Source organism: Pseudomonas sp. PA-6-3C (assembly GCF_021605825.1).
Lineage (GTDB): Bacteria > Pseudomonadota > Gammaproteobacteria > Pseudomonadales > Pseudomonadaceae > Aquipseudomonas > Aquipseudomonas edaphica.
In genome coordinates this window covers 20799-42249 of the sequence record NZ_WKDV01000017.1, presented here as the reverse complement: position 1 = coordinate 42249, position 21451 = coordinate 20799, and the positions used below count along the sequence as shown (strand labels likewise).

Genomic DNA, 21451 nt, shown 5'->3' with positions numbered 1-21451 from the left:
AGCCTTTGTTTGCGGGCTTATGCTGGTGCTTATCTGCTCATTCGCTGTTCCATTCGAGCGAGTACGAATTAATTTTTAAACCTTCTCAGGTAAAGGCTAGTCGATGTAAATACAGTGACGCCATATTGATTACTGGTGGTACCTGAATAATGCTCCCACGCCTCTAAAAATAAACGTATTGCCAAGCTTCCAAGCGCTTGGTTGAGACAGGTTGAAAGCGATGAATCACGATGCTATTGATGGTATTCCCATCGACTATGCAGATCTCTACCAGCAGGCTCAGCAGGCATCTGAACGGCTTCAGCTGGCACTTGATGCAGGTGCCATCATTGGTACGTGGGTTTGGGATGTGCCAGCAGATCGCTTTACCGCAGATGAACGCTTCGCGCGTTCATTCGGTCTTTCGCCTGACCTGTGTTTAAAAGGGTTGCCACTGGAACTCGTCACGGCCTCTATTCATACGGATGACTTTGCGCACGTGCAGAGCAAAGTGACCGATGCGCTCGGAAGAGGTGGTGCCTACCGCTGCGAATATCGCGTTTTGCAAAGCGATGGTGTTTACAGATGGGTTGAAGCAAATGGGCGGGTGGAGCTCGATGAGGATCACAAACCGCTGCGTTTTCCTGGCGTCCTTATTGATATCGAAGCGCGGCGGGTAGCAGAGGCCGAACGAGACAGGCTCAACACGCTGCTGCGAACGTTCACTGCCGCAGTCCCAGGCGTAGTATTTGCGAAAGATCGGCAAGGCAGGATGCTTGTAGCTAACCAGGGTACGACAGAGCTAATCGGTAAAAGTCCTGAATTTTACATTGGCAAAACAGATGCCGAGTATCTGGATGACCCGGAACAGGGTCGCGTAATCATGGCGACAGATCGAAGAATTATGGAGAGTGGTCTATCAGAGCAAGTTGAGGAGGAGGTCAGGCTTGCTGATGGCTCTGCCGCTACATGGCTGTCGGCCAAGGCACCACTGTTTGATGAGAGCGGCGAGGTCATTGGACTGATCGGCTCGTCAATCGACGTGACAGATAGGAAGAAAGCTGAGGACGCACTCAAAGAACTTAACCAGACCCTTGAGCAGCGTATTCTTGTTGCCGTCAGTGAACGTGAGAACATCGAGAAAACCTTGCGTCACTCGCAAAAGATGGAAGTGGTGGGCCAGCTCACAGGGGGCATCGCACACGACTTCAATAACATTTTAGCTGGCATCTCGGGCAGTCTGGAATTGATGCAGACTCGACTCGCTCAAGGGCGCTCAGCAGATGTTGATAAGTACCTTGCTGTTGCCCAGAGTGCTGTCAAGAGGGCGAGTGCCCTCACTCATCGCCTTTTGGCGTTTTCTCGACGCCAAACACTGACACCTCAGCTAACTGATGTGAAGGCGCTTATCGAGGGAATGGTAGAACTGATTTCACGGGCTGTTGGGCCTTCGATTAGCATCGACGTCAAAGAGATGGAGGGATTGTGGCCTGCGTTGATTGACTCTGCCCAGTTGGAGAACTCGTTACTCAATCTCTGTCTGAATGCGCGTGACTCGATGCCTGACGGGGGGCGAATAGTCATATCGGCGTCCAATGAATGGCTTGAAAAAAACGACGAACTCGATCATGAAATCGTACCCGGTCGATACCTTCGTATATCTATTTCGGATAACGGCTCGGGTATGACTCCTGAGACGCTCTCCAAAGCGTTTGAGCCGTTCTTTACCACCAAGCCTTTCGGTACAGGTACAGGCCTAGGACTCTCAATGGTTTTCGGTTTTACACGTCAGTCCGGTGGCGATATCAAGGTTGAATCTTCGCCGGGTAGAGGAACGACCGTATCGATTTTTCTGCCACGCCACGATGGCCACGTTACGCCAAATCCTGACGAGACTGATATCAGTGATGACCATTCTGGACGAAAGCGGGAAACCATACTGATAGTCGATGACGAGCCTTCAATCCGGATGCTTGTGGCTGACGTACTGAGTAATCTTGGATACGCCACGCTTGAGGCTGCTGACGGTGTAGATGGCTTGAAAATTCTTCAGTCTGACGCGGTTGTAGACTTGCTCATTACTGACGTCGGATTGCCAGGTGGAATGAACGGTCGACAAATGGCAGGGGTTGGTCGCAAATCTCGCCCCAATCTCCCTGTCCTCTTCATCACAGGTTATGCCGAAAGCGCTGTATTAAAAGACGTCCATCTCGAACCCTGTACGCATGTTCTAACTAAGCCATTTGGGCTGGATGTTCTGACTTCTATGGTGGCGGATTTGGTCGAATAGTCCACGTTGTGAAGGCGCGGCCAGTTGCGAGTGACAGTGGATTTGGAATGCAAAATATCTTTCTGACGTTTGAATCGCTCAACTAAACTTGCGATCAGCCACTCCTGCCAGCACTCGGTGAGCCGCCATGATCGCCCATACGCCCACTCTCTTTGCCTGTGTCGCTTTAGTCGCAACCATCATGGCTTTTTGTTTAATCCTGGTCGGACAGTTCAACCAGCGTGACGGCCTTCTAACGATTGGCTTTGGTTTGTTAGCGCACGCCTTGGCCTATATTGGCTATACGTTCTATGGCCATGCACCGTTGTGGTTGACCTACGGCGCTGCCAATACCCTGCTGGCAGTAGCACTGGCTTTTTATGGGGCCAGTGTTTTTCGGATTGTCGAGCTTCCTGTCGCCTGGTGGCGAGTGTTTGCTCCAGCAGCATTGATGCTGGTGTTGATGGTCAGTTTGATCGATACGCTGGAACCGCGAATGCTCGCTGCTACGCTCGTGTTGATGGTGCAGTGTTCATTGATCATCTACTGGACGCGCCGGCACATTCCCGCCCAAGGTCGTGCACGCATGTTGTTGATCATCGGATCGAGTATCAGCCTGATCGGCTTGGGTATGCGGGTTGTCGCCGTGCTTGGCGGAGGTGCTGCGCAAATGCGTTACGACGTAAGCAACCTCAAGCAAACAATATCGGTAAGTATCGGTACGTTCACCGCGATGATGATCTCCCTCGGCTTGGTGCTCCTGGCCAAAGAGCGTAGCGAGTCTTTGCTTCAGCACATGGCGCTGCGAGATGTGCTGACCGGTATCCTGAGTCGTAGAGCCATCCTTGAGCAGTTTTCGACGGATTTGGAGCGTGCACGACGAGAGGGTTCCAGCCTGGCAGTCGCTATGGTCGATATCGATCACTTCAAACAGATCAACGACAGGTATGGCCATCTGGCGGGAGACGAAGTGATTAGCCACTGCGCCAATCATCTAACCCAGCGTATTCGCCATTCCGACAGTATTGGTCGTTATGGAGGTGAGGAGTTTTTGATCTTGCTGCCGACCACTAATACTGACGGGGCCTTGGGTGTACTAGATGAGTTGCGCGCCTCTTTAGCTGAGTCGTCAGCTCAATATGGTGAGGCAAAAATTTCGGTGCGCATCAGTATTGGTGTTTGCTGTGTGGTGCCCAATGAGGACGATACGACAGCCGCCGCGCTAGCCAAGGCGGACGCGGCGCTTTATGACGCTAAAGCATCAGGGCGCAACACTTTGAAGCTGGTGCAGTCATACCCCCAACAGAATGAGGCACCTCTAATGCTGTAGACGCAGCACTAAAAAACTTCCTCCTATCAGCGTAAGCATTCTCCTGCACTTCCTTATTGATCGTATGCGCCCGATGACTGGCCCGAAGCGAGCAGGATGACTCTGCGAATCAGGGGGCACAGATCTTTTAAAGCTCTCGATCTCCTGCGGAGTGCTTCCCCTGGCTAATGGTTTGCATGACAACGATGCTAAGGAACACTGATACTTCTGCTTCATCCGAGTGTCTATTCTGTTGTAACGTGAAAATACTAATTACTCAGGAAACCTCCATGTCCAAACTCGCAGAATTCCGCCAGCTCGAAAAGCACCTCGCCGCACAGCTCCAAGCGCTCGAAGCCCTCAAGGGTGACGCTGGCCTCAAGAAAGAAATCGAATTTGAAACGAAGCTGCGTGATTTGCTCGCAAAATACGGCTACAGCCTCAAGGACGTGATCAATCTGCTGGATCCACAGGCTGGTCGTCGCGCTCCAGTATCTGAGCCTAAAGCCACACGCAAGGCTCGCCAGGTGAAGGTTTATAAGAACCCACACACCGGTGAAATCATTGAAACGAAAGGCGGGAACCATCGCGGCCTGAAGGAATGGAAAACTGAGCATGGCGCAGCGACTGTCGAGTCCTGGCTAAGCAAGTGATTTGGGGTTGAGTACATAGGGGCCAGTGATGGCCCTTTTTTGGGCTTAACTTTTGGTTCGCCGGCAGCGCTCTCAGCATTACCAGACTTCCTCTCAGCAGCGCGCCCATTTTTTCTCCAGGTAAATGGAACCCCGCACGTAAGGTAGGTTTTACAAGAAGCTCACTCTTTCCATTGCTTCACCTATACGAACTGCTAGGTGGGTTGTGGAAATACCAGCGATGCGAAGTTGCAGAAATCCTTTTCCCGACGAGTTAATAGCGCCGTACAGGTATCTCGATACCAGTCCTAAGCATCGAAGCTCAAAGGGCTTGGTAGTGGCACTCGGCCATTTCGACTAAACTTGCGCCTAAGAGGTGCTAGTGCAGGCGCCAGGTGAACCCTATGATTGCTCACACCCCTACGCTTTTCGCCTGTGTCGCTTTGGTAGCGACGATTATGGCTTTTTGTTTGATCCTAGTCGGACAGTTCAACCAGCGTGATGGCCTTCTAACGATAGGCTTCGGTCTGTTAGCGCATGCATTAGCCTACATCGGCTATACGTTCTATGGTCACGCACCGTTGTGGTTGACCTACGGCTCCGCCAACACCCTATTGGCAGTGGCACTATCCTTCTATGGGGCCAGTGTCTTCCGGGTTGTCGAGCTTCCTGTCGCATGGTGGCGAGTGTTTGCTCCAGCAGCATTGATGCTGGTGTTGATGGTCACTTTGATCGATACGCTAGAACCGCGAATGCTGGCTGCTACGGTGGTGTTGATGGTGCAGTGCTCATTGATCATTTACTGGACTCACCGGCACATTCCCGTCCAGGGTCGTGCACGCATGTTGTTGATCATCGGATCAAGCATCAGTCTGATCGGTTTGGGTATGCGAGTCGTGGCAGTGCTTGGCGGAGGGGCTGCGGAAATGCGTTACGACGTGAGTAACCTCAAGCAAACGATCTCGGTCAGCATTGGTACCTTCACTGCGATGATGATCTCCCTGGGCTTGGTGCTCCTGGCTAAAGAGCGCAGCGAGGCTTTGCTTCAGCACATGGCGCTGCGAGATGTGCTGACCGGTATCCTAAATCGTCGAGCCATCCTTGATCAGTTTTCGAGGGAGTTGGAGCGTGCGCGCCGAGACGGTTCGAGCCTGGCAGTTGCTATGGTCGATATTGATCACTTCAAGCATATCAACGACAGGTATGGCCATCTGGCAGGAGACGAAGTTATTAGGCACTGTGCCAATCATCTAACCCAGCGTATTCGCCATTCCGACAGTATTGGTCGTTATGGAGGTGAGGAGTTTTTGATCTTGCTGCCGACCACTAATACTGACGGGGCCTTGGGTGTACTAGATGAGTTGCGCGCCTCTTTAGCTGAGTCGTCAGCTCAATATGGTGAGGCAAAAATTTCGGTGCGCATCAGTATTGGTGTTTGCTGCGTTGTACCCAATGAGGGCGACGCGATAGCCAATTTGCTTGCCAAGGCGGACGCGGCGCTTTATGAAGCAAAGGCGTCAGGGCGCAATACTTTGAAGCTCGTGCAGTCATACCCCCAACAGAATGAAGCGCCTTTAATACTGTAGCCGCAGCACTAAAGAACTTCCTCCCAGTAGCATGATCATTCTCCTACACGTCCTTATTGATCGTATGCGCCGGATGAGACTGCCCCGAAGCGAGCAGTAAGGTTATACGATTCAGGGGCGGAACTCTTGGCCGTCCCGGTAGCGAGCGAGGTTCTCTTGCGACATCAAGATTAGCCCGCTGAATTAGCATCATGACCTCACATAAAACGGAACAGCTTGTCTGCCGACGGCCTAGCTCCCAGGTGCAATCACCGGCACTGGGTAGATTCCTGTTAGGGCGCCGGCATTGACGCTCAGCGCGCTGCAATAAACCCCAAACAGCTGCGCCAGATTTGCCGGGGTCATGAGCTTGATCCAGTCGGCACGCATGAACGGGCACGATCCATATATCTATCTGAAGGACGTTTTGACTCGCCTGCCGACGCAGCGGGCGAGCGAAGTTACTGACCTGTTGCCGACTAATTGGGCAATCAAATCACAGGATTGAAGGAAATTAACGATGGAAATAGATCACATTTTTATTTGTGTAAATGATGACGGTCGAGGCGCTGACGCACTGAAAGCCCTAGGGCTCGTTGAAGGGACGCCAAATGTACATCCGGGCCAAGGCACTGCGAATAGAAGGTTCTTCTTCCGAAATTCTTTCATCGAGCTTTTACATCTCACCGATGAATCAGAAGCTCAAAGTCAGTTAACAGCGCCAACCCAACTCTTTGACCGCCTCAAGTGCGCAGATGGAATCGCCGCGCCCTTTGGAGTTTGCTTCAGACCGTCCACCGTAGGGGAGAAGCCAATATTTCCAGTTTGGGAGTATCGACCTGTCTACCTGCCAACTGCCCTGAAAGTCGAAGTGGGATATGCGCCTATATCCGAACCGATGTGGTTTTTTCTTTCGTTTGCCAAGAGACCAGATGAGGCTCCGGTTGAGCGAGCGCAGCCGTTTGAACATTCCAGCGGCTTTCGCGAAATTACATCTGTGCGAGTTACCACTCCCAACAGCCAAGCTTTTTCTACCCCTGCAAATTGCGCAAACCAGCTGAAAGGATTTGAAATTGTTCATGGTGATGAGCATCTGGTCGTATTGGAAATCGATCATGGCGCAAGTGGCCAGACACAAGATTTCCGTCCAGGATTGCCCATGGTTCTGAACTGGTGATGTATTGACCTAACCATTCAGCCAACATCTCGTTCTGATCCCAATGCGGGGGCTCTGGCGTGTGATTCGTCGAGGTTTGGATTCAGAAGAGGTGTTGGCCCGGCGCTTACTCATCGCAACGTGCCTTAACCGGACGCTTACACTTGGGCGACAAGGATGTCGCTTTCGCTTCGTTTTTTTGGGGTTTAGGTAAAGCTCCGCTCATGGCTAATCACTTGTGGTTAAACACATCATGATCTGCTGGACGGAGTTAGCCGATTCAAATCCGGTTGGCGAGCAGTAAAGTGAATAGAGAGGCGCTCCCAGGAGCGCCTCTTTTTTTGGCGCTACTGACGAGCGGTCGTCAATAGCCAGCCTCCAGGTTATTTGTCTTGTTTGAAGCTCTGGCAGATCACGTCTAGGTCATCCCACGGCGTGCAGTGCTGCCCAGCATAACCAGAACCCGGAAGGTGCTCAAAAGCGTTCCCTCGTTGAGTCTCAGGCTGCTGGGAATGGCATGTCTTGCAGGACACAATGCCGCCAGCAAGACGCCAGCGAGTGTTCCAAGTAATCAAATCTTCGTTTGCAGTCATGACGTTATCCGGTTGCCAGCCCTCAATCATAGAAGGTGTAGCAGAAAAGCTGGCCGGCAAGGCGCAGAGCGCGGTCGGGAAGCTGATTGGTGATTCGAAGATGGAAGCTGAAGGTGCTGGGCATCAAGCAGCTGGACAACTGACTAAAACCTACGGCGATACACTGGATAGCGTATTCACGTTCGTTAAAGAAAAACCAGTCACTGCACTCGCGATAGGTGCTGCAGCGCTGATCCTGATCAACCGCATTTGTCGTCGCTGAACGAGTTGGAGGTGTCTCCAACCTGGTGACACTTCCTGCTAAGTTGGGCTTACTGTGAGCTGATCCAACCTTCAAGTTTTTGCAGTCTGCCCATATCGAGAAGTTTCTGTTTTCCGGTTCCCAGAAGCGTGAAGAGCATTTGTCTGTCCTCTAGCGAGGGAAACCACTCAGCCATCTCGACATTGCTGTGCTTAGAATCGCTTAGAGTCCACTTAACGATCATGTCGGAAGCCGCTCGGTAATGATCGGCCATGAAGAAGCGTTTGCCTTCTGATGCCCAGCCTAGCTTCGCCAACTGGTCGGTAACGTCGCATATTCCAGCGTCACCAAAGAAGTCGGTGGTATCAGGATAATGAATACCTGCAAGCGACACTTTTGCCACGCTCGTATCTCTGTTGAAGTACGACAGAAAATGCCAACCGCCAGTTGTACTCCCAGCGTGCGGAAAGTTGATCGCCGCCTTGCCAGTGATGTAGTGCGTGCGGGAAACGCGTTTGAGATCAAAATCGAAAAGCGGCTGGGTCATGGGAGTTTTTTGAGCCGGGCCAGCCCCTGTTTGATATGACCAGCGTTCTCACCAATTGTGTAAAGCGCACCACGGACGTTGTCGCCCACTTTCGCATGTCCCTGGGCTTCCACTTGGAGGGTCAACTCCATGAGCGCAGCTTCGAGAGCGAGCTGATTTTGGTACATCCTTTCCAGCACATCCGACAACGAGTATTCCTTTGGCATTGATGTGGCCTCCTTCAGGGAAACTCAGCATAGCGCAGCACAAGAAATGAATACGTATCTAGACAAGGCGAGCTGTCAGACTACTAGCAGTGGATGGGCAAATGGCCTTAGAAAATATGGGTAGAGCCACGATAGCCTAGAAAGCTATCGCGGTTGTTCTGCGTTTAGCGGTTAGCGTCGGCCAAGCCAGCCTCGATGAAGCGAACGGAGCTCTCCATAGCCTGCTGAGCTTCAGGCAGCATGGTGGCGTAGAAGTGCCAGGCGTGGAACATCGCTGGCCATACTTCCAGGTTCACGCGAACGCGGTTATCAGCCAGGTGAGTTGCAAGGCGCATTGCATCACTCAACATCAGCTCGTTCTCGCCGATCTGCACCAAGATCGGTGGAAGACCGGTGACGTCCGCGAACACAGGTGAGGCCAGAGGATGATTGGCCAATGTGTCGCCTAGGAATGCTCTGGCGAGGATGTCCAAGACAGGCTTGGAGTTCAGAGGATCCAGGCCTTCACGGTTGCTCATGGAAGCACCGGTGTGTTCAAGGTTCGCCCATGGTGAGATGGAGGAGCCAACCGCAGGCAATGGAAGCCCTTTCGATTTAGCCGCGACCATGACGCTGACAACCATTGCGCCGCCAGCCGACTCGCCAGAAAACGCAATTTTGTTAGCCGGGATTTTCTGCTCAAGCAACCATTCGTAAGCGCGCAATGTGTCGTCAATAGATGCTGGAAACTTGTGCTCAGGAGCGAGGCGGTAGTCCGGCATGTACACACGAGCACCGAGCATTTTCGCATAGTTGCCGCCGATACCGTGGTAGCCGTCTGGACGTCCTACAATGTACGCGCCGCCGTGGATGTACATCACGACCGCGTCGGTTTTGATCTCGTCCGGAGTAACCAGTGTGCCGGGTACGCCACCCATGTCGACTGCTTCGAATTTAACGCCAGCTGGCGCTGGATTTTGCGCGAGCATTTTTGCGTAAGAGTCGCGGATGTCGCTCATTTTTGTGGTGGTATCGATTCCCTTAAGAACGGGTACCAGATCGCTAAGGCTATTGGCCCAGGTTTGGACGGCTGCTTGGACTTTGGTGTTCATAATGACCTCAATTGATCGCTGGGAGTTGATTAGCTAATTGAGATACTATGCTTACTATTGGGGAATAGGGTTCCCCATAACAGGTGCTAAGCCGCCCGAGCGTTGAGACCACCGAGGCCGTATGGAACTCCATAATCTGAATGATATCGCCGCGTTTGTAAGCTCGGTAAACGCGGGAAGCTTCACTGCGGCGGCAAAGCAACTTGGCCTCACGCGCTCTGCGGTGGGGAAGTCGATAGTCAGGCTTGAGGCTCGTTTACAGGTACGTCTACTGAATCGCACTACGCGTAGCTTGAGCATGACCGATGACGGCCAGGTTCTTTATGAGCGCTGTGTGGGCGTTCTTCAGGATCTGGATGACGTGGAGGATGCTCTTGCGTTTCGTCGTTCGACACCCAGTGGGCGACTGCGGATGAGTTTGCCTGTTGCGTTGGGCAGACTTCATGTCCTTCAGCACATTGAGTGCTGTCTCAAGGATTGGCCCTCCCTGAGCGTTGATATCACCTTCTCTGACAGGCTGGTCGATCTGATCGATGAGGGATTTGATTTGGCCATGCGCATCGGGCCACCGAAGGAAGATTCTCGGTTGCTAACGCGCACTGTGGCCTACCAACAAATGATTACCTGCGTTTCACCCAAGTATTTGGCTGAACATGCTGAGCCTAGAACGCCTGAGGATTTATCCGAGCACCAGTGCCTGCATTTTGTGAGCGGCGGCAGACTGCTTCCTTGGAATTTCCGAGTAAACGGGCGATATGTGCCCGTTACTCATGGTGGAAGACTACAGATGGACAGTGCTGAGTCATTACACCAGTCAGCTGTAGCTGGCCTGGGCATCGCGACTCTTCCTTCCTACGTGGTGAACGACGATTTGAGGAGCGGCAAGCTTGTTCAATTGCTCGCTGGGTATGCAGAGGCCGCAGAGCCTATTCGGGTGATCTACCCTAGCAAGCGGCACCTCTCTCCAAAAATTCGACTCTTCATCGATAAGCTCGTGGAGGCTTGGTCACCATGCCCACCATGGGAGCAGCATTCTGCGGAAGGCATTCACTCTGCATGACCCGTGACCTGCTGATTAACGGCCAGTATGCTTTCGAATGCAGGGGAACATTCCAGGGGCAACCTACGAGGGAGAGTTTGTGGACGCCAAGTGGGACGGTCACGCCTGGGTAATGCTCGCGGATGTGCTCTGCGACCTATCCATCTTCCGAGTAAGCCCTGCGTTATATCCAGTTTCTGTACGAAATCGAAAGCGAAGTCCGCGATCTGGAGCCGGATTTAAGGCGTCGAATACGACAAGAAAAAGCTGTACGGGTGATGAACATGCTCCATGCCTGGATGAGCGCCCAGCGCGATCTGGTGCCCGAAGGCTCAGCCATCAGCAGAGCACTCGATTACAGCCTGAAACGCTGGGCAGCGCTATCACGCTACATCGATGACGGGGCAGTACCCATTGACAACCATTGGGCCGAAAACCAAATCAGGCCATGGGCTCTTGGGCGCGAAAACTGGCTCTTCGCTGGATCACTGCGTAGCGGCAAACGGGCGGCGGCAATCATGACCTTGATCCCGTCTGCGCGGCTGAATGGTTATGATCCATATGCGTATCTGAAGGATGTTCTCACGCGCCTACCGACGCACCGGGCGAGTGAGATCGATCAGTTGCTACCGCATAGTGGGTGACCAATTAATCACAACTGGTAGGGGTAGTCAGTATTCCTGTCGCTATAGCATCTCTGTACGAGTTAAACAGCCGGAGAGTGACGGGGAGTACGATGACAATTCAGACACCACAAGACACCGGTGACCAGAAGTGCAATCGCCGCAATTTCATGTAAGTCGGGCAGCCGATGCTCCCATAGAAATCCAAAAACCAGCGCCGCTAACGTCTCAATCACGAGCACTTGTCCGCTTAGTGCCAGTGGTAGAAGTCGGCTCGCCTGATTCCAGCACGCATTACCCACAACCGAAGATAAAAACGCTACGCCACCGGCTACCATGACAAAGTGTAGCCATTCGGAGTTGTCATGCGTTCCGACCTGCCAGCCCAGGACAGGTACCGCCAAAAGCAGTGACTGAGCGCCAGTCATGACCCCTGTCAGCAGTGCCCAGTCATGGGCGGAAACGCTGGTTACCTGAGCCAGCCGCCGAGCGTTGCTCACTGCGAACCAACTCCATGTCACTAACGCGCCCGCTGCGCATAGAATTCCGGCCACGTTTGTCAGTATATCTGGCTTGTCGCCGTTGATCAGTGCGTGCCAGCTGATGAGTACGACCCCGCCCACAGCGCAGAACAGCGAGGGAGTGAGCTTGCGCAAAGAAATTGCGTTGACGTCATGACGACCTGCCAGCGTGACGAACACCGGAATGAGTCCGACGATCAGAGACGTTGTGGCAATGCCAACCAACTGCACACCGGTGCCCACTAGCGTGTAGTAAATGAGGTTCCCAATCAGGCTAAGCCAGAAGAGTGACTTCCAGTCGGCGGTAGTGAGATTGGCGCAAACGCGCCTCCAGCGGGGCATAAGCAAGGCCACCGAAATCGCGCCGTAGCAGAGAAATCTCAGAACGGCGAATTGCAGGCCGCTCAGCCCCGGGGTGAGCTGGGGGCCGAGGAAGATCACTCCCCAACACAGGCCCGCGCAAACTCCGTAGACAATGCCCTTTAGCAGTAATCGATCAGCAAGCATTTCATCCCCGCTCCAAAGCGTTATGGGTAAAGTCTGGAGCAACTGATTCGGGGAGTATTGTCGGTAACTGCGGGATTTTTTACCCAGACTGTTTTTGCGTTTTACGATAAACCGCCGGGGTCGTGGCCCTCACGCGCTGCATGGCACGGGTCAGCGATGCCTGGTCGCTAAAGCCGGCACGCAAGGCAATCTCGGATATGGTCAATGAGGTTCCACGCAACCATCGTTGAGCTTCTTGCAGGCGTAAATCAGTCAACCAAACTTGAGGACTCATCTCGAACATTAGCCGGAAACGTTGGTGCATCTGACTCATGCTCATTTTTGCTACTTGAGCCATGCTTTCATTGCTCCAGTTCGCTCCAGGATCCGCCTGAATACGTGCGATCAACTGCTTCATGGGGTCTGGAAAGCGGGAGATATCCGGATTTAGAGACGATAAAAGCAGAGGCCCCAATTGGGAGGCCGCGATGGACAATTGTGCATTGCCGATTAGCTCAGCGAACTCTATAAGCCGACGAGTAGCGGGGGAAATGGGCACATATATTTTCTGAGCAAGACGCTCGATCTGGAGCGTTTCCATAATCGTCGGCGCACAGTCCAAAACTAAAAAACGGCTATCAAGGTTAGTCTGCTGCGAATGGATCGAGCCAGGTGTCACAAGCGCTGCCAATGACTGATCAATGCAGCCGCCGCGACCGTTTACGTCAATTTCCATTTCGCCACGAATCGGCAGTACCAATTGAGCATGCTCGTGGTGGTGGTGACGGTCTTCCCTCTCATAGCTGCGAACTTCAAGACTAAGAAACATTACTGCACCTTCCGGCCCGTCTGGTTATCCAAGGTTGACGTCCCAAAACGCCCAATGCGCGCCCGCGTTAGGTCAGACTTGCCACTGATTCTAACATCTACGGATCAGCCCGTTGGTCGCACAACCTGTATTGGCCATACACTTACGGAACAACAGCGTATCAGGCCGGCATACAGGCAAATCATGTCAAGAAGGTTACTTAAGCCACGATGATTATGTGGGAATAATCGCAAAGTCGATTCGACCCAATGATTTCAAGTACAAAGATACGACTGTTCCCTTGTCGGGTGCATTATCCACCATGACCGTGCCCCCAGCGTTCTCTGCGAACTTACGGACTTGCGATAAGCCCAAGCCCGTACCTTTTCCTCTTTCCTTTGTGGTGAAAAAAGGATCAAAAATTTTAGCCGCCAGGTCATCTGGTATACCTGGCCCGGTATCAGTGACGCTGAGCACGACGTAATTGCCTCCAGCCAGTGTTACGTCATCATCAACCCGCATCAGTCGCGTTGAAATGCAGATACTTCCTGCTGGCCCGAGCGCATCCCTGGCATTTGTGAGAAGGTTCAAGACAGCTGCATTCAACTGGGCTTCTTCACACATCACTGCGGTGTCGGGGGCTGACAGGTCGAAAGTCAGCTCAACACTTTCGGTCGCGGTGCGAGACAACACATCGCGCATTGCATCAAGTCGAGCATTAACGTCAACGCACACCAAATTTGGGCTGTCGAGTCGAACACAAGAAAGCAGATGATTGACCAACTGCCGTCCCTGTTCGACCGCCTGCAATCCGGTATCACTAAATTGCTCGACGGCTTTTGGTCGTCTGGCGCGCAAGCGGATCATCTGCAAACTTGCGCTTAGCGCTTGAAGAATATTGTTGAAGTCGTGCGCAATACTGGCCGTGACCATTCCCAAGGAGGAGATACGCTTGGCGTGACGCAGTGACTCTTCGGCCACTTGATTAAGTGCATTCGCCTGAGCCAGTTCTTGTTCAAGCATTTCTGCTCGACGCTCTATTTGATGTCTGAGCAGGCGCAATTGCAACAACGAAGCGGTCTGTCTCGCCAATGCCAACAATGCCGTGCGCTGTGGTGCTGTCAGGGTTCGCGGCTTGGTATCAATCACGCACACCGTACCCAGAGCGTGCCCCGTATCGTCAATGATAGGAGCTCCCGCGTAAAAGCGAATGTAGGGCGGGCCAAGCACCAGCGCGCTGTGTTCAAAGCGCGGGTCGAGTCTGGCATCTTCGACAGTCAACACATCGGCGGGAGCCAGGATCGCGTGCGCGCAAAACGCCAGATCCCGATGCGTCTCCCTCACGTCCAGCCCGACGCACGCCTTGAACCACTGACGTTCTCTATCCACCAGAGAAACCAGCGCGACCGGTACTTCACACAAGGTGCTCGCGAGCACGACGATATCGTCGAATTCTTTCTCCGGAGCTGAGTCCAGCACCCCGAGATGCTCTAGCGACAGGGCTCTTTCATCCTCGTTCGGAGGAAAGGGGGCAGGAATGTGGGGCATCTGATTATGCATCGCTGAGGGCAGTAGGGCGATCATGCTGTTTTGATAGCTTGGACAGCAAGAAATTGTTTCTCCATCCGAACAGCGATGTATCTGTTTCCAGATAGCACTCGAAGGGCCGGCGACGAGTGGTAGTCGTCAACCGTGGAACTCCCGGTCGCAGTCGCCAGTCAATTTTTCTGTCCAGATAGGACACCTATTCCTAACCGGGAGACAGCCATGAGTGGTACTTCAGACAAAATCAAAGGCCTGGCCAACGAAGCTATCGGTAACGTGAAGCAAGGTGTCGGCAAAGTCACAGGCAATGAGAAGCTACAGGTCGAAGGTGCCATCCAAGAAAAGAAAGGTGAAGCACAGCAAGTGGCTGGCAAGGTCAAAGACGCCGTAGACAAAAAGTAGTTCTAGGCGGTAACACCGTTTCGCTGGGATGGCTATCGGATGGTAGCCATCGCAGTTCACTCATTCTGAGCTTCCAACTTATACGAAGGTTTAATCAATCATGAGAAGTGAGCAGGTAGAAGGCGTTGTAGAAAAGGTTGCCGGTAAAGCCCAAAGCGCAGTCGGAAAACTGCTTGGTGATTCGAAGCTGGAAGCCGAAGGTGCGGGACGCCAAGCTGCCGGTCAGCTGACTCAAACCTATGGCGATGCCCTGGACAGCGTATCCACGTTCGTTAAAGAGAAACCAGTTGCTGCAATCGCGATTGGTGCAATTGCTCTGCTGGTTCTAGACCGTCTCTTTCGCCGCTGAGTAAGGAAAAGGACGTTTCGACAGGGGTGCTCCATTTAACTTTTATCGCCTCCGTCCCCTAGAACTGTCCATCAGCGGGCTGCGGGGGTACGAGGGCAGGTATGCACAATTCACTTCCATCCAAGCAGCACGTCCAAATTACGACGAGGCTATTGGGCCACAAATCTCTTGGAAGGGTGACTTGGGGTCAGTAGCAAGCGGAGCACGCAGGCGGGAGGATTGAAGCCCACATGGCCAGGACTCGGCAACATCGATGCTTGGTTTACGACAGCCGTCCTCGTAGAGGCCCGTTCGAACTTGGCTCCCTAGAGCGCTTTCAGGAGACGCTCAAGCGTCTGATGTTCCCAAGTGCTGAGCAACGCTATTGGGTCAGTACCAAAGCGATCTCCAGAGTCAAACGACCAGCGTCGCCCATCAGAGCTGATGCACTCTTCGCAGTAGTCGAGCGTGTCACATTCGTTGTAGATCGATATCCGCCAACCCTCGACGCTCACCACGAAATGGCCCGCATAAATCTCATCCCAAGACGGCTGACTGACCCTGGTCATCGACCGTCGCTCGAAGATGACCTCTCGCAATAATTGGCATACCTTTCTCGCTGAGATCTCCGCCGTAGTGTTTCCGCTAACGCTACCTACTTGGGATGAACGAGCTGCGGTTCTGGCCTCTTTCAGCCTTTGCTCAGCGTACATAGCCGGATCATCGTCTGGCGGAGGGTAGCCTGCTGCTGCGAGAGTTTCGGCGCGCTCCTCAATGAGCAGACGTTCGGGATCTCGAGTGACTTGATAAGCTCTGCCCGGCACGCGCCAAGTGGAGTCCATTTGTGGCTCCCTAGTGGCTGACCGGCTTACTTTCCAATCGGCTTCGTCGGTATCTTTCGAAAGCAGCCGTTCACCACAATTGGGCACGTGGTTCGCGATTTCATACTCACGCCAGTCCACCATAGCTCCGGCATCAATGCCGAGCGTCTTGCGCTCAATCAGCCAGGCAACAGCGTTAATGAACTGGCCGTGAGAGTACGCAGCGATGTTTTGGGCGGGGTGCTCTGCAAGACACTCCAAGAAAGACTGAGCTCTAGCTATGAAATCTAGAAATGACTCAGCGCCTTGACCATCCGTGAAACCAGGATCTGCTTTGGCCCAATACGCCTCCACCCATTCGCGCCGATCAGCGACGGTTGTGCCAGTGCACCGCGCGGGTTCAAGGTAAGTGAATTCTTGGATGGGCCAAGTTTCAAAAGGGATATGAGGAAACACCGCTGCGGTCGCCATAGCGGTTGAGTGCGCTCGGGTGAAAGGCGAGGCAACGATCAGAGCCGGAGCATGGTTGAACGACAATGCCACCAGCTGCGCTTGCTCAACTCCTCTCGGGGTCAGAGTAATGGTCGCATGATCTAAAGTGGCTTCGCCCGCGTTCGCAGCGCTTTCTCCATGTCGTATTAGTCTCACATGCTTCATTTACGAACTACTCGCACAGATTCGGCCATCATTTCTCTTCGATCCCCAAGGTTACTGGTACTCAACCTTCAATCAAGAAGCCTCGACAGCAATCCCTCTATCTGGGTGCCTGCATGCTTGAATTTAAGCTCTTCGAGCTTAGCTTCCCTTCGTTCGCCGGTGAGCAAGCTGAGTCCGTGAAGCGCATTAAGCAACTTCTGAGACTCACCAATTTCCGAACGCAAAGTCAGCCAGGCAGTGTTCACTCGACGAGCTAACTCGTCGGCCTCATGGCTCAAGCGTTGTGACTCAATTAGCTTGTTAGCGTTGGTGGTGGCCTTAAGATGACCTAAAGCCTGCTCAAGTTCGTCCAGTAGCTCGGTAACAGCCTCCGACTGGTCAAGTGACACGGGGCGCCCCTCTACATAAATCGTGTCCGCCTGAACGCAATAGACAGCTAGTGGCCCTTCCTTACTCAATTGCCACCTAGCAAGTGACCAGCCCGTATTGTCCACCCCGCGACTGCACCTTCCAACAGAAATATGGACAGACAGGATGACTGCACTCCACTGCTCAGGGCTGAGGTATACCTAGTTTCTTCCGTCGATGGAAATAACCAGAACAAGCGGAGCGCGCAGGCCTGTAAGGCCGGAGGCGCGAGGATGGAAGCCCAAGGGGCCATGACTTGGCGTCAGCCATGGCATGGTTTACGACAGCCGACCCGATAGGGCGCGCCATAAACCGCGATTTGCTTAGATTGCAGGATTGCTGATGTTCTGCAGACTTATGTATTCCAATATTTTTGGACTGTGCTTCTGGCAACGCCGAGCTTTTCAGCGATTGTTTTCCTGTCGAAACCTTGCGCTTTCAGGGCTCGAATGTAAATCGCATTAACGGGCCGCTTTGGCTTTCCCTGGGAGCGCTTGATGAGCTTTCCATCACGGAATTGCTCCTCTACCAACTGCCACCCTCCGGACATCTCGAATTCCCTGATTCGCAGGGCAGTACGTTGCAAAGCCTCGGATGGAAGTTCGTCACCTTGCGCAGCAATGGCGAGAGTGACCATAGTCAAAAGGTCGAGTCCTAGGTAGTCAGCGATCTCGTCCAGTTTCTCCAGCGTCGCATTCGCTCTGGCTTGCTCAAGCTTCCCCACGTACGTTCTGTGCGTTGCCCCCGCCAACTCTTCGTAACTCAACCCCTGATGAGCACGAGCTCCTCGCAATGCTCCTGCCAGCGCTTCTTTCAGATGCATGAGTCGGATCCTCAAAACTGAGGATAGAGCCACGGCAAGCGTGTTTCGATAAACAGATCATAGTGATATTATCGTGGCATTAGGTTTGTCAGGCGGTCGTCGATCAAGGCGCCACGGTGTCAGGAGCGATGGTTGATCAGGAGAGCGGGTGGTGGGACATGGCTCGGTGGCCTTGATGCGAGCCGCTCCATAGAGCGTGCATTGGATAGCCTCCGCATGCCTACCTGCAACCATCATAGAAGGCTTCCTGGCATGAACTGAATGCGGTTTTTTAAGCGAAGGCAGGGATCGGTAGTAATGAAATTTGATTGCGTGAAGTTTTCTGGGAAAGTCGATTACGTTCGGCATACGGATCGTATAAGTGGAGGGTATAAGGCTAATGTCAGTATTAATGGGGCCGTGATACCAAAACTACAGCTGACGAATAAGTTTTACGAAGAACTGGAAGCTGGCGAAAATGTGACGTTGTACGGCGTTTTTAAAAATAAAAGTAAAAAAGAAGAAAACGACGGATTCATATATGGACTTCAGAAAGAGAGTGGCGAAAAAATGTTCGCGACTCACTACAGATATCAAGTTCCTATTTTCATGGCGTTTACGGCTGCTATAGCTTTTTGCCTGACATTCGTTGCAGGCTGGTTTGCATCAATATTTCCAGTGCTGATGCTCTTTGGCAAAGATGATCCGAATTACATGCATAACACTACTGTATTTGCGACAATTGAAGCGACTATGGTCGCTGCTTTTTTTCTGTGGCGGGCTTGGCTAATGTTCAGCGTTACGGCGGATCCAGAAAGCTGGGAAACCATTGAGCCAGCAACTCTTTCGAGCCGCTTCAGTAAGTTTTATAAGTAAAAAGGATTGCAGTGGGTGGGGTATGCGCCACGCTTGCCCCCTCGCTAGAGAGCGCAGTCAGAATCAAGTCTTGCTGCGCAGGACTATTCTTACCGTGCAGTTCAGAAGGCAAGCGGAGCGCGCAGGCGTGTGGGATGGACGCCCGAAGGGCCGAGACGTGCTTGTTACGGCTCGGTTCACGACAGCCCCCGCCGAAGGCGGCACGCCAAAACACCGCTCCTTGTCAAAAGGAGGTTTAAATGACCTGCGATTTACTTCGCGAGCGTGAAAGAACCAGGAGAAGGGTTCTGTGGGCCCTTGCATGCCTCCGTCCTGGCGATCCCACTGCATCCGAGCTCCTTGCCACCCTTGATGAGCTCGACGACCTAGATCTAAAAGCTACGTCCTCTACTCAGAAGCCTCTCGAACTCATTGAGGTTCGTAATTCTGTCTCGGTGGAGCGTCATCACTCCGGAATCGACATCATCTTGGAACATACCATTCCGCAACCCTGGAGGGAGCGTTTCCATCAGGCAAGCATCGGGTCGACCAGGTTGGTCGATGGGCCATACGCCTCAGGCTGGGATAAATTCCTGGCGAGTTGGGAAGCAGAGATGCGACACCTGGAGCAGCACCGGGCCGCAAGAAATAAATCTAAAAAAGACTGAGCGGGTGAGGGCATGGGACAAGACGATGACACGGTGTACTGCGATATCCAGACGCCGCTAGCCCAGGGCCGAGAGCTTCTGGAATTAGTAAATGCACTCCGAGAATCAAGAGCTCATCCGCGTCTCGACAAAGTCTTCGAGCACATGCAAGACGAACTCAGTTCGTCCATCGATTTCGTCGAAAACCCATCAACCAGGAACTCGTCTGGGCCGACGCACCACTGAGCATCGGCACTAGAGCAGCAAGGAGGATATAGGCTAAGGCCAGCGTACTAGCTGAAGCTCCTTGATTCGAATCGCCATCGCAATATCCGAAACCCCAAATTGAACAGAAAGTGGAATCAAATTACGGTTGTTGAACCGGGCACACCTTGCCAGCGAAATCTCTCGATCAAGCGAATCCCTTTCTGCGTTCAGAAGCGACCATGGATCTGAAGGGTTGAGGTGGTAACAGGTGGTATCGGTGAAGGGGAAGGGGCCCTTCATTTGAAATTGAGCAGCAAAAGCATCCAGTAGAAGTCGGGCTGGTATCAAAAAACACGCCGCAAAGTAATCAGCCTCCCTTTCCTTGGGAGGGCGTTGTCCTCGTGCCGATCCGTCCAAAGGCTTGTCACGATGCATCACCTCATCTTCATGAAGCAAAAAGTGACCGACCTCATGAGCGCCGGTGAACCGGATCACATTTAGTGGGAATTCGGTGGAAACTGCTATGCGTCGAATCGAGCGATTCATTAAACCAGCAGCCTTGAAGCTCTCTCCCTCTCGCCCGAACAGTGGAGAGCCCAGGTCAGGAAGGAGCTGGTAATCAAGTCCTAAAATATGGGCCGCGACCTCAGGTGCCAGCATCTGAAATGGCGTCAGGTGTCGGTTTGGCCATAAGCGTTCTTGGTTGTCCCAAATTTCCTTATGAAGACGATGGGCTGCTTGCTGAATGCTTTCACGGTTCATAGCTTTGTGCACCATATGATGTGCTATTTTAGCATCCTATGCACCATATGTAGTGTTGTCAGCGACCTGTAATGCCAGGGTAATGTCGGGGTAAAGAGGCGAGTGGGCTCCCGGTACTCGTGCGCTGGTTACTCCAGCCCAGAACCCATTCCGGTGCCTTTTCTGTTGCGATCCAGACTAGCGACTACCCTAGCTCAAGGTTTGCGTTCGCAGCCACGCTTTCACTTTTTGCCATCGGCCCACCTCGGAAAGCTTTGACCTTCCTGTATCTAGAATCTCAAGCAGTCGCTGTCTCTCCGCACGAGAGGGAAACCAATCATCAATCTCGACGCTGCAGTGGATAGACTCGCTCAGTGCCCATTTCACGATCATGTCCGCAGCGGCTCTGTAGTGATCTGCCATGAACAGACGATAGCCATCCACAGACCAGCCGCGCTCCGCCAGCTCATCGGTCATGTCGATGATGCCCATGTCGCCAAAGTAGCCGGTAGTGTCAGGATAATGGATCCCCGCCAACGACACCTTGGCCACCCCTGATTCTCGATCAAAATAGGAAAGGAAATGCCATCCACCGGTGGTGCTTCCAGGATGTGGAAAATTGATGGCGGCCTTGCCTGTTATGTAGTTTTCGCGGGATGCGCGTTTGAGGTCAAAGTCGAAGAGTGGCCTGTTCATGGGCAAGCTTGCCTCCACGGGTAAGCTAAAAAACGTCAGACATGCCTCTCCACGTCAAAAGTAATTAGCGGTATTAGCTGCGACGATACCTGAAGTATCGATAGATTCTTTGTCCAGCGGACAATGACGACGATTCAGGCACGGTAGCCACATCCTATTTAGTAGGTGTGTGCAAGAGGCAAGAGTGACCAAAGGCTCATTACGCGGCTGACGAGACGCGCTATCATCGCGCCATTAGCTCAATCGGGGCTCCCTTGACCTGGCATTCGCCTGCACC

Annotated in this window: 22 protein-coding genes and 3 pseudogenes; 13 read left to right on the top strand and 12 right to left on the bottom strand. The window is 52.9% G+C overall.

Annotated features, from left to right (window positions below):
- Positions 1 to 220 precede the first annotated feature (220 nt).
- The 7 genes and pseudogenes from GIW48_RS13695 to GIW48_RS13665 all read left to right on the top strand — a co-directional run bounded on the left by GIW48_RS13695 (position 221) and on the right by GIW48_RS13665 (position 7765).
- On the top strand, positions 221 to 2269 hold the full coding sequence (locus GIW48_RS13695) for a hybrid sensor histidine kinase/response regulator (RefSeq protein WP_122822218.1): 2049 nt from the start codon (positions 221 to 223) through the stop codon (positions 2267 to 2269).
- 127 nt (positions 2270 to 2396) lie between these two features.
- Positions 2397 to 3578 (top strand): GGDEF domain-containing protein, encoded by a 1182-nt coding sequence (locus GIW48_RS13690; RefSeq protein ID WP_122822217.1) that lies wholly within the window; start codon positions 2397 to 2399, stop codon positions 3576 to 3578.
- Positions 3579 to 3847: 269 nt separating this feature from the next.
- On the top strand, positions 3848 to 4210 hold the full coding sequence (locus tag GIW48_RS13685) for a histone-like nucleoid-structuring protein, MvaT/MvaU family (protein WP_122822216.1): 363 nt from the start codon (positions 3848 to 3850) through the stop codon (positions 4208 to 4210).
- Between the two features lie 383 nt (positions 4211 to 4593).
- Positions 4594 to 5775, top strand: coding sequence for a GGDEF domain-containing protein (locus GIW48_RS13680; protein ID WP_122822215.1), 1182 nt, complete (start codon positions 4594 to 4596; stop codon positions 5773 to 5775).
- Between the two features lie 328 nt (positions 5776 to 6103).
- A pseudogene (locus GIW48_RS13675) lies at positions 6104 to 6262 on the top strand (transposase domain-containing protein); the annotation flags it as partial.
- Between the two features lie 12 nt (positions 6263 to 6274).
- Positions 6275 to 6931 carry a VOC family protein gene (locus GIW48_RS13670; RefSeq protein WP_122476224.1) on the top strand — a complete coding sequence of 219 codons (657 nt, stop codon included), beginning with the start codon at positions 6275 to 6277 and terminating at the stop codon, positions 6929 to 6931.
- 570 nt (positions 6932 to 7501) lie between these two features.
- Positions 7502 to 7765, top strand: a complete 264-nt coding sequence (locus tag GIW48_RS13665; RefSeq protein ID WP_236460518.1) for a CsbD family protein — start codon at positions 7502 to 7504, stop codon at positions 7763 to 7765.
- Between the two features lie 49 nt (positions 7766 to 7814).
- On the opposite strand, the gene GIW48_RS13660 is transcribed toward GIW48_RS13665, so the two are convergent.
- The 3 genes from GIW48_RS13660 to GIW48_RS13650 all read right to left on the bottom strand — a co-directional run bounded on the left by GIW48_RS13660 (position 7815) and on the right by GIW48_RS13650 (position 9588).
- Positions 7815 to 8291, bottom strand: a complete 477-nt coding sequence (locus GIW48_RS13660; RefSeq protein WP_122822214.1) for a hypothetical protein — start codon at positions 8289 to 8291, stop codon at positions 7815 to 7817.
- Positions 8288 to 8497 (bottom strand): hypothetical protein, encoded by a 210-nt coding sequence (locus GIW48_RS13655; RefSeq protein ID WP_122822213.1) that lies wholly within the window; start codon positions 8495 to 8497, stop codon positions 8288 to 8290. The genes GIW48_RS13660 and GIW48_RS13655 overlap by 4 nt, the downstream gene beginning before the upstream one ends.
- A 164-nt stretch (positions 8498 to 8661) precedes the next feature.
- On the bottom strand, positions 8662 to 9588 hold the full coding sequence (locus GIW48_RS13650; RefSeq protein WP_164444776.1) for an alpha/beta hydrolase: 927 nt from the start codon (positions 9586 to 9588) through the stop codon (positions 8662 to 8664).
- A 121-nt stretch (positions 9589 to 9709) separates the two neighbouring features.
- On the opposite strand from GIW48_RS13650, the gene GIW48_RS13645 reads away from it, so the two are divergent.
- A complete protein-coding gene (locus GIW48_RS13645) occupies positions 9710 to 10648 on the top strand; it encodes a LysR family transcriptional regulator (protein ID WP_236418332.1) in 939 nt (312 codons plus the stop codon).
- A gap of 155 nt (positions 10649 to 10803) precedes the next feature.
- Positions 10804 to 11271, top strand: a pseudogene (locus tag GIW48_RS13640) (IS66 family transposase); the annotation flags it as partial.
- Between the two features lie 62 nt (positions 11272 to 11333).
- Here the strand turns inward: GIW48_RS13640 and GIW48_RS13635 are convergent.
- From GIW48_RS13635 to GIW48_RS13625, 3 genes are all read right to left on the bottom strand, one after another.
- Positions 11334 to 12278 (bottom strand): DMT family transporter, encoded by a 945-nt coding sequence (locus tag GIW48_RS13635; RefSeq protein WP_236418333.1) that lies wholly within the window; start codon positions 12276 to 12278, stop codon positions 11334 to 11336.
- A gap of 79 nt (positions 12279 to 12357) precedes the next feature.
- Positions 12358 to 13086: a helix-turn-helix domain-containing protein gene (locus tag GIW48_RS13630; protein WP_098466033.1), complete on the bottom strand. Its 729-nt coding sequence runs from the start codon at positions 13084 to 13086 to the stop codon at positions 12358 to 12360.
- 213 nt (positions 13087 to 13299) lie between these two features.
- Complete coding sequence (locus GIW48_RS13625; protein WP_236418335.1) at positions 13300 to 14613, bottom strand: sensor histidine kinase; 1314 nt, start codon at positions 14611 to 14613, stop codon at positions 13300 to 13302.
- A gap of 219 nt (positions 14614 to 14832) precedes the next feature.
- Between GIW48_RS13625 and GIW48_RS13620 the strand changes: the two genes are divergently transcribed.
- Both GIW48_RS13620 and GIW48_RS13615 read left to right on the top strand, forming a co-directional pair.
- Positions 14833 to 15012: a CsbD family protein gene (locus GIW48_RS13620; RefSeq protein ID WP_003191424.1), complete on the top strand. Its 180-nt coding sequence runs from the start codon at positions 14833 to 14835 to the stop codon at positions 15010 to 15012.
- A gap of 100 nt (positions 15013 to 15112) precedes the next feature.
- Positions 15113 to 15361 carry a CsbD family protein gene (locus GIW48_RS13615; protein ID WP_083221824.1) on the top strand — a complete coding sequence of 83 codons (249 nt, stop codon included), beginning with the start codon at positions 15113 to 15115 and terminating at the stop codon, positions 15359 to 15361.
- A 305-nt stretch (positions 15362 to 15666) separates the two neighbouring features.
- On the opposite strand, the gene GIW48_RS29885 is transcribed toward GIW48_RS13615, so the two are convergent.
- The 4 genes and pseudogenes from GIW48_RS29885 to GIW48_RS13595 form a co-directional block, all read right to left on the bottom strand.
- Positions 15667 to 16053, bottom strand: a complete 387-nt coding sequence (locus tag GIW48_RS29885; RefSeq protein ID WP_419789540.1) for a DUF7693 family protein — start codon at positions 16051 to 16053, stop codon at positions 15667 to 15669.
- A gap of 156 nt (positions 16054 to 16209) precedes the next feature.
- Positions 16210 to 16818: pseudogene (locus GIW48_RS13605) on the bottom strand (histidine phosphatase family protein); the annotation flags it as partial.
- Positions 16819 to 16886: 68 nt separating this feature from the next.
- Positions 16887 to 17207: a hypothetical protein gene (locus GIW48_RS13600; protein ID WP_206199171.1), complete on the bottom strand. Its 321-nt coding sequence runs from the start codon at positions 17205 to 17207 to the stop codon at positions 16887 to 16889.
- Positions 17208 to 17581: 374 nt separating this feature from the next.
- Positions 17582 to 18049 carry a transcriptional regulator gene (locus tag GIW48_RS13595; protein WP_122822211.1) on the bottom strand — a complete coding sequence of 156 codons (468 nt, stop codon included), beginning with the start codon at positions 18047 to 18049 and terminating at the stop codon, positions 17582 to 17584.
- 297 nt (positions 18050 to 18346) lie between these two features.
- Between GIW48_RS13595 and GIW48_RS13590 the strand changes: the two genes are divergently transcribed.
- Positions 18347 to 18904, top strand: coding sequence for a hypothetical protein (locus tag GIW48_RS13590; RefSeq protein ID WP_236447935.1), 558 nt, complete (start codon positions 18347 to 18349; stop codon positions 18902 to 18904).
- 239 nt (positions 18905 to 19143) lie between these two features.
- Entirely contained in the window at positions 19144 to 19551 is a 408-nt protein-coding gene (locus GIW48_RS13585; RefSeq protein ID WP_236460513.1) for a hypothetical protein, read from the top strand.
- 258 nt (positions 19552 to 19809) lie between these two features.
- On the opposite strand, the gene GIW48_RS13575 is transcribed toward GIW48_RS13585, so the two are convergent.
- Together GIW48_RS13575 and GIW48_RS13570 are read right to left on the bottom strand one after the other, a co-directional pair.
- The gene (locus GIW48_RS13575) at positions 19810 to 20499 is read right to left on the bottom strand and encodes an ImmA/IrrE family metallo-endopeptidase (protein ID WP_236460515.1); all 690 of its coding nucleotides are present in this window, start codon (positions 20497 to 20499) and stop codon (positions 19810 to 19812) included.
- 189 nt (positions 20500 to 20688) lie between these two features.
- Positions 20689 to 21174: a hypothetical protein gene (locus GIW48_RS13570; RefSeq protein ID WP_181643181.1), complete on the bottom strand. Its 486-nt coding sequence runs from the start codon at positions 21172 to 21174 to the stop codon at positions 20689 to 20691.
- Positions 21175 to 21451: the final 277 nt, after the last annotated feature.

Coding starts and splice junctions, on each gene's coding strand:
- GIW48_RS13575 (WP_236460515.1), bottom strand. CDS start 20,499: ATGAACCGTGAAAGCATTCAGCAAGCAGCCCATCGTCTTCATAAGGAA.
- GIW48_RS13585 (WP_236460513.1), top strand. CDS start 19,144: ATGACCTGCGATTTACTTCGCGAGCGTGAAAGAACCAGGAGAAGGGTT.
- GIW48_RS13570 (WP_181643181.1), bottom strand. CDS start 21,174: ATGAACAGGCCACTCTTCGACTTTGACCTCAAACGCGCATCCCGCGAA.
- GIW48_RS13670 (WP_122476224.1), top strand. CDS start 6,275: ATGGAAATAGATCACATTTTTATTTGTGTAAATGATGACGGTCGAGGC.
- GIW48_RS29885 (WP_419789540.1), bottom strand. CDS start 16,053: ATGTACGCTGAGCAAAGGCTGAAAGAGGCCAGAACCGCAGCTCGTTCA.
- GIW48_RS13685 (WP_122822216.1), top strand. CDS start 3,848: ATGTCCAAACTCGCAGAATTCCGCCAGCTCGAAAAGCACCTCGCCGCA.
- GIW48_RS13655 (WP_122822213.1), bottom strand. CDS start 8,497: ATGCCAAAGGAATACTCGTTGTCGGATGTGCTGGAAAGGATGTACCAA.
- GIW48_RS13620 (WP_003191424.1), top strand. CDS start 14,833: ATGAGTGGTACTTCAGACAAAATCAAAGGCCTGGCCAACGAAGCTATC.
- GIW48_RS13590 (WP_236447935.1), top strand. CDS start 18,347: ATGAAATTTGATTGCGTGAAGTTTTCTGGGAAAGTCGATTACGTTCGG.
- GIW48_RS13595 (WP_122822211.1), bottom strand. CDS start 18,049: ATGCATCTGAAAGAAGCGCTGGCAGGAGCATTGCGAGGAGCTCGTGCT.
- GIW48_RS13650 (WP_164444776.1), bottom strand. CDS start 9,588: ATGAACACCAAAGTCCAAGCAGCCGTCCAAACCTGGGCCAATAGCCTT.
- GIW48_RS13645 (WP_236418332.1), top strand. CDS start 9,710: ATGGAACTCCATAATCTGAATGATATCGCCGCGTTTGTAAGCTCGGTA.
- GIW48_RS13665 (WP_236460518.1), top strand. CDS start 7,502: ATGACGTTATCCGGTTGCCAGCCCTCAATCATAGAAGGTGTAGCAGAA.
- GIW48_RS13635 (WP_236418333.1), bottom strand. CDS start 12,278: ATGCTTGCTGATCGATTACTGCTAAAGGGCATTGTCTACGGAGTTTGC.
- GIW48_RS13690 (WP_122822217.1), top strand. CDS start 2,397: ATGATCGCCCATACGCCCACTCTCTTTGCCTGTGTCGCTTTAGTCGCA.
- GIW48_RS13615 (WP_083221824.1), top strand. CDS start 15,113: ATGAGAAGTGAGCAGGTAGAAGGCGTTGTAGAAAAGGTTGCCGGTAAA.
- GIW48_RS13680 (WP_122822215.1), top strand. CDS start 4,594: ATGATTGCTCACACCCCTACGCTTTTCGCCTGTGTCGCTTTGGTAGCG.
- GIW48_RS13625 (WP_236418335.1), bottom strand. CDS start 14,613: ATGCCCCACATTCCTGCCCCCTTTCCTCCGAACGAGGATGAAAGAGCC.
- GIW48_RS13660 (WP_122822214.1), bottom strand. CDS start 8,291: ATGACCCAGCCGCTTTTCGATTTTGATCTCAAACGCGTTTCCCGCACG.
- GIW48_RS13630 (WP_098466033.1), bottom strand. CDS start 13,086: ATGTTTCTTAGTCTTGAAGTTCGCAGCTATGAGAGGGAAGACCGTCAC.
- GIW48_RS13695 (WP_122822218.1), top strand. CDS start 221: ATGAATCACGATGCTATTGATGGTATTCCCATCGACTATGCAGATCTC.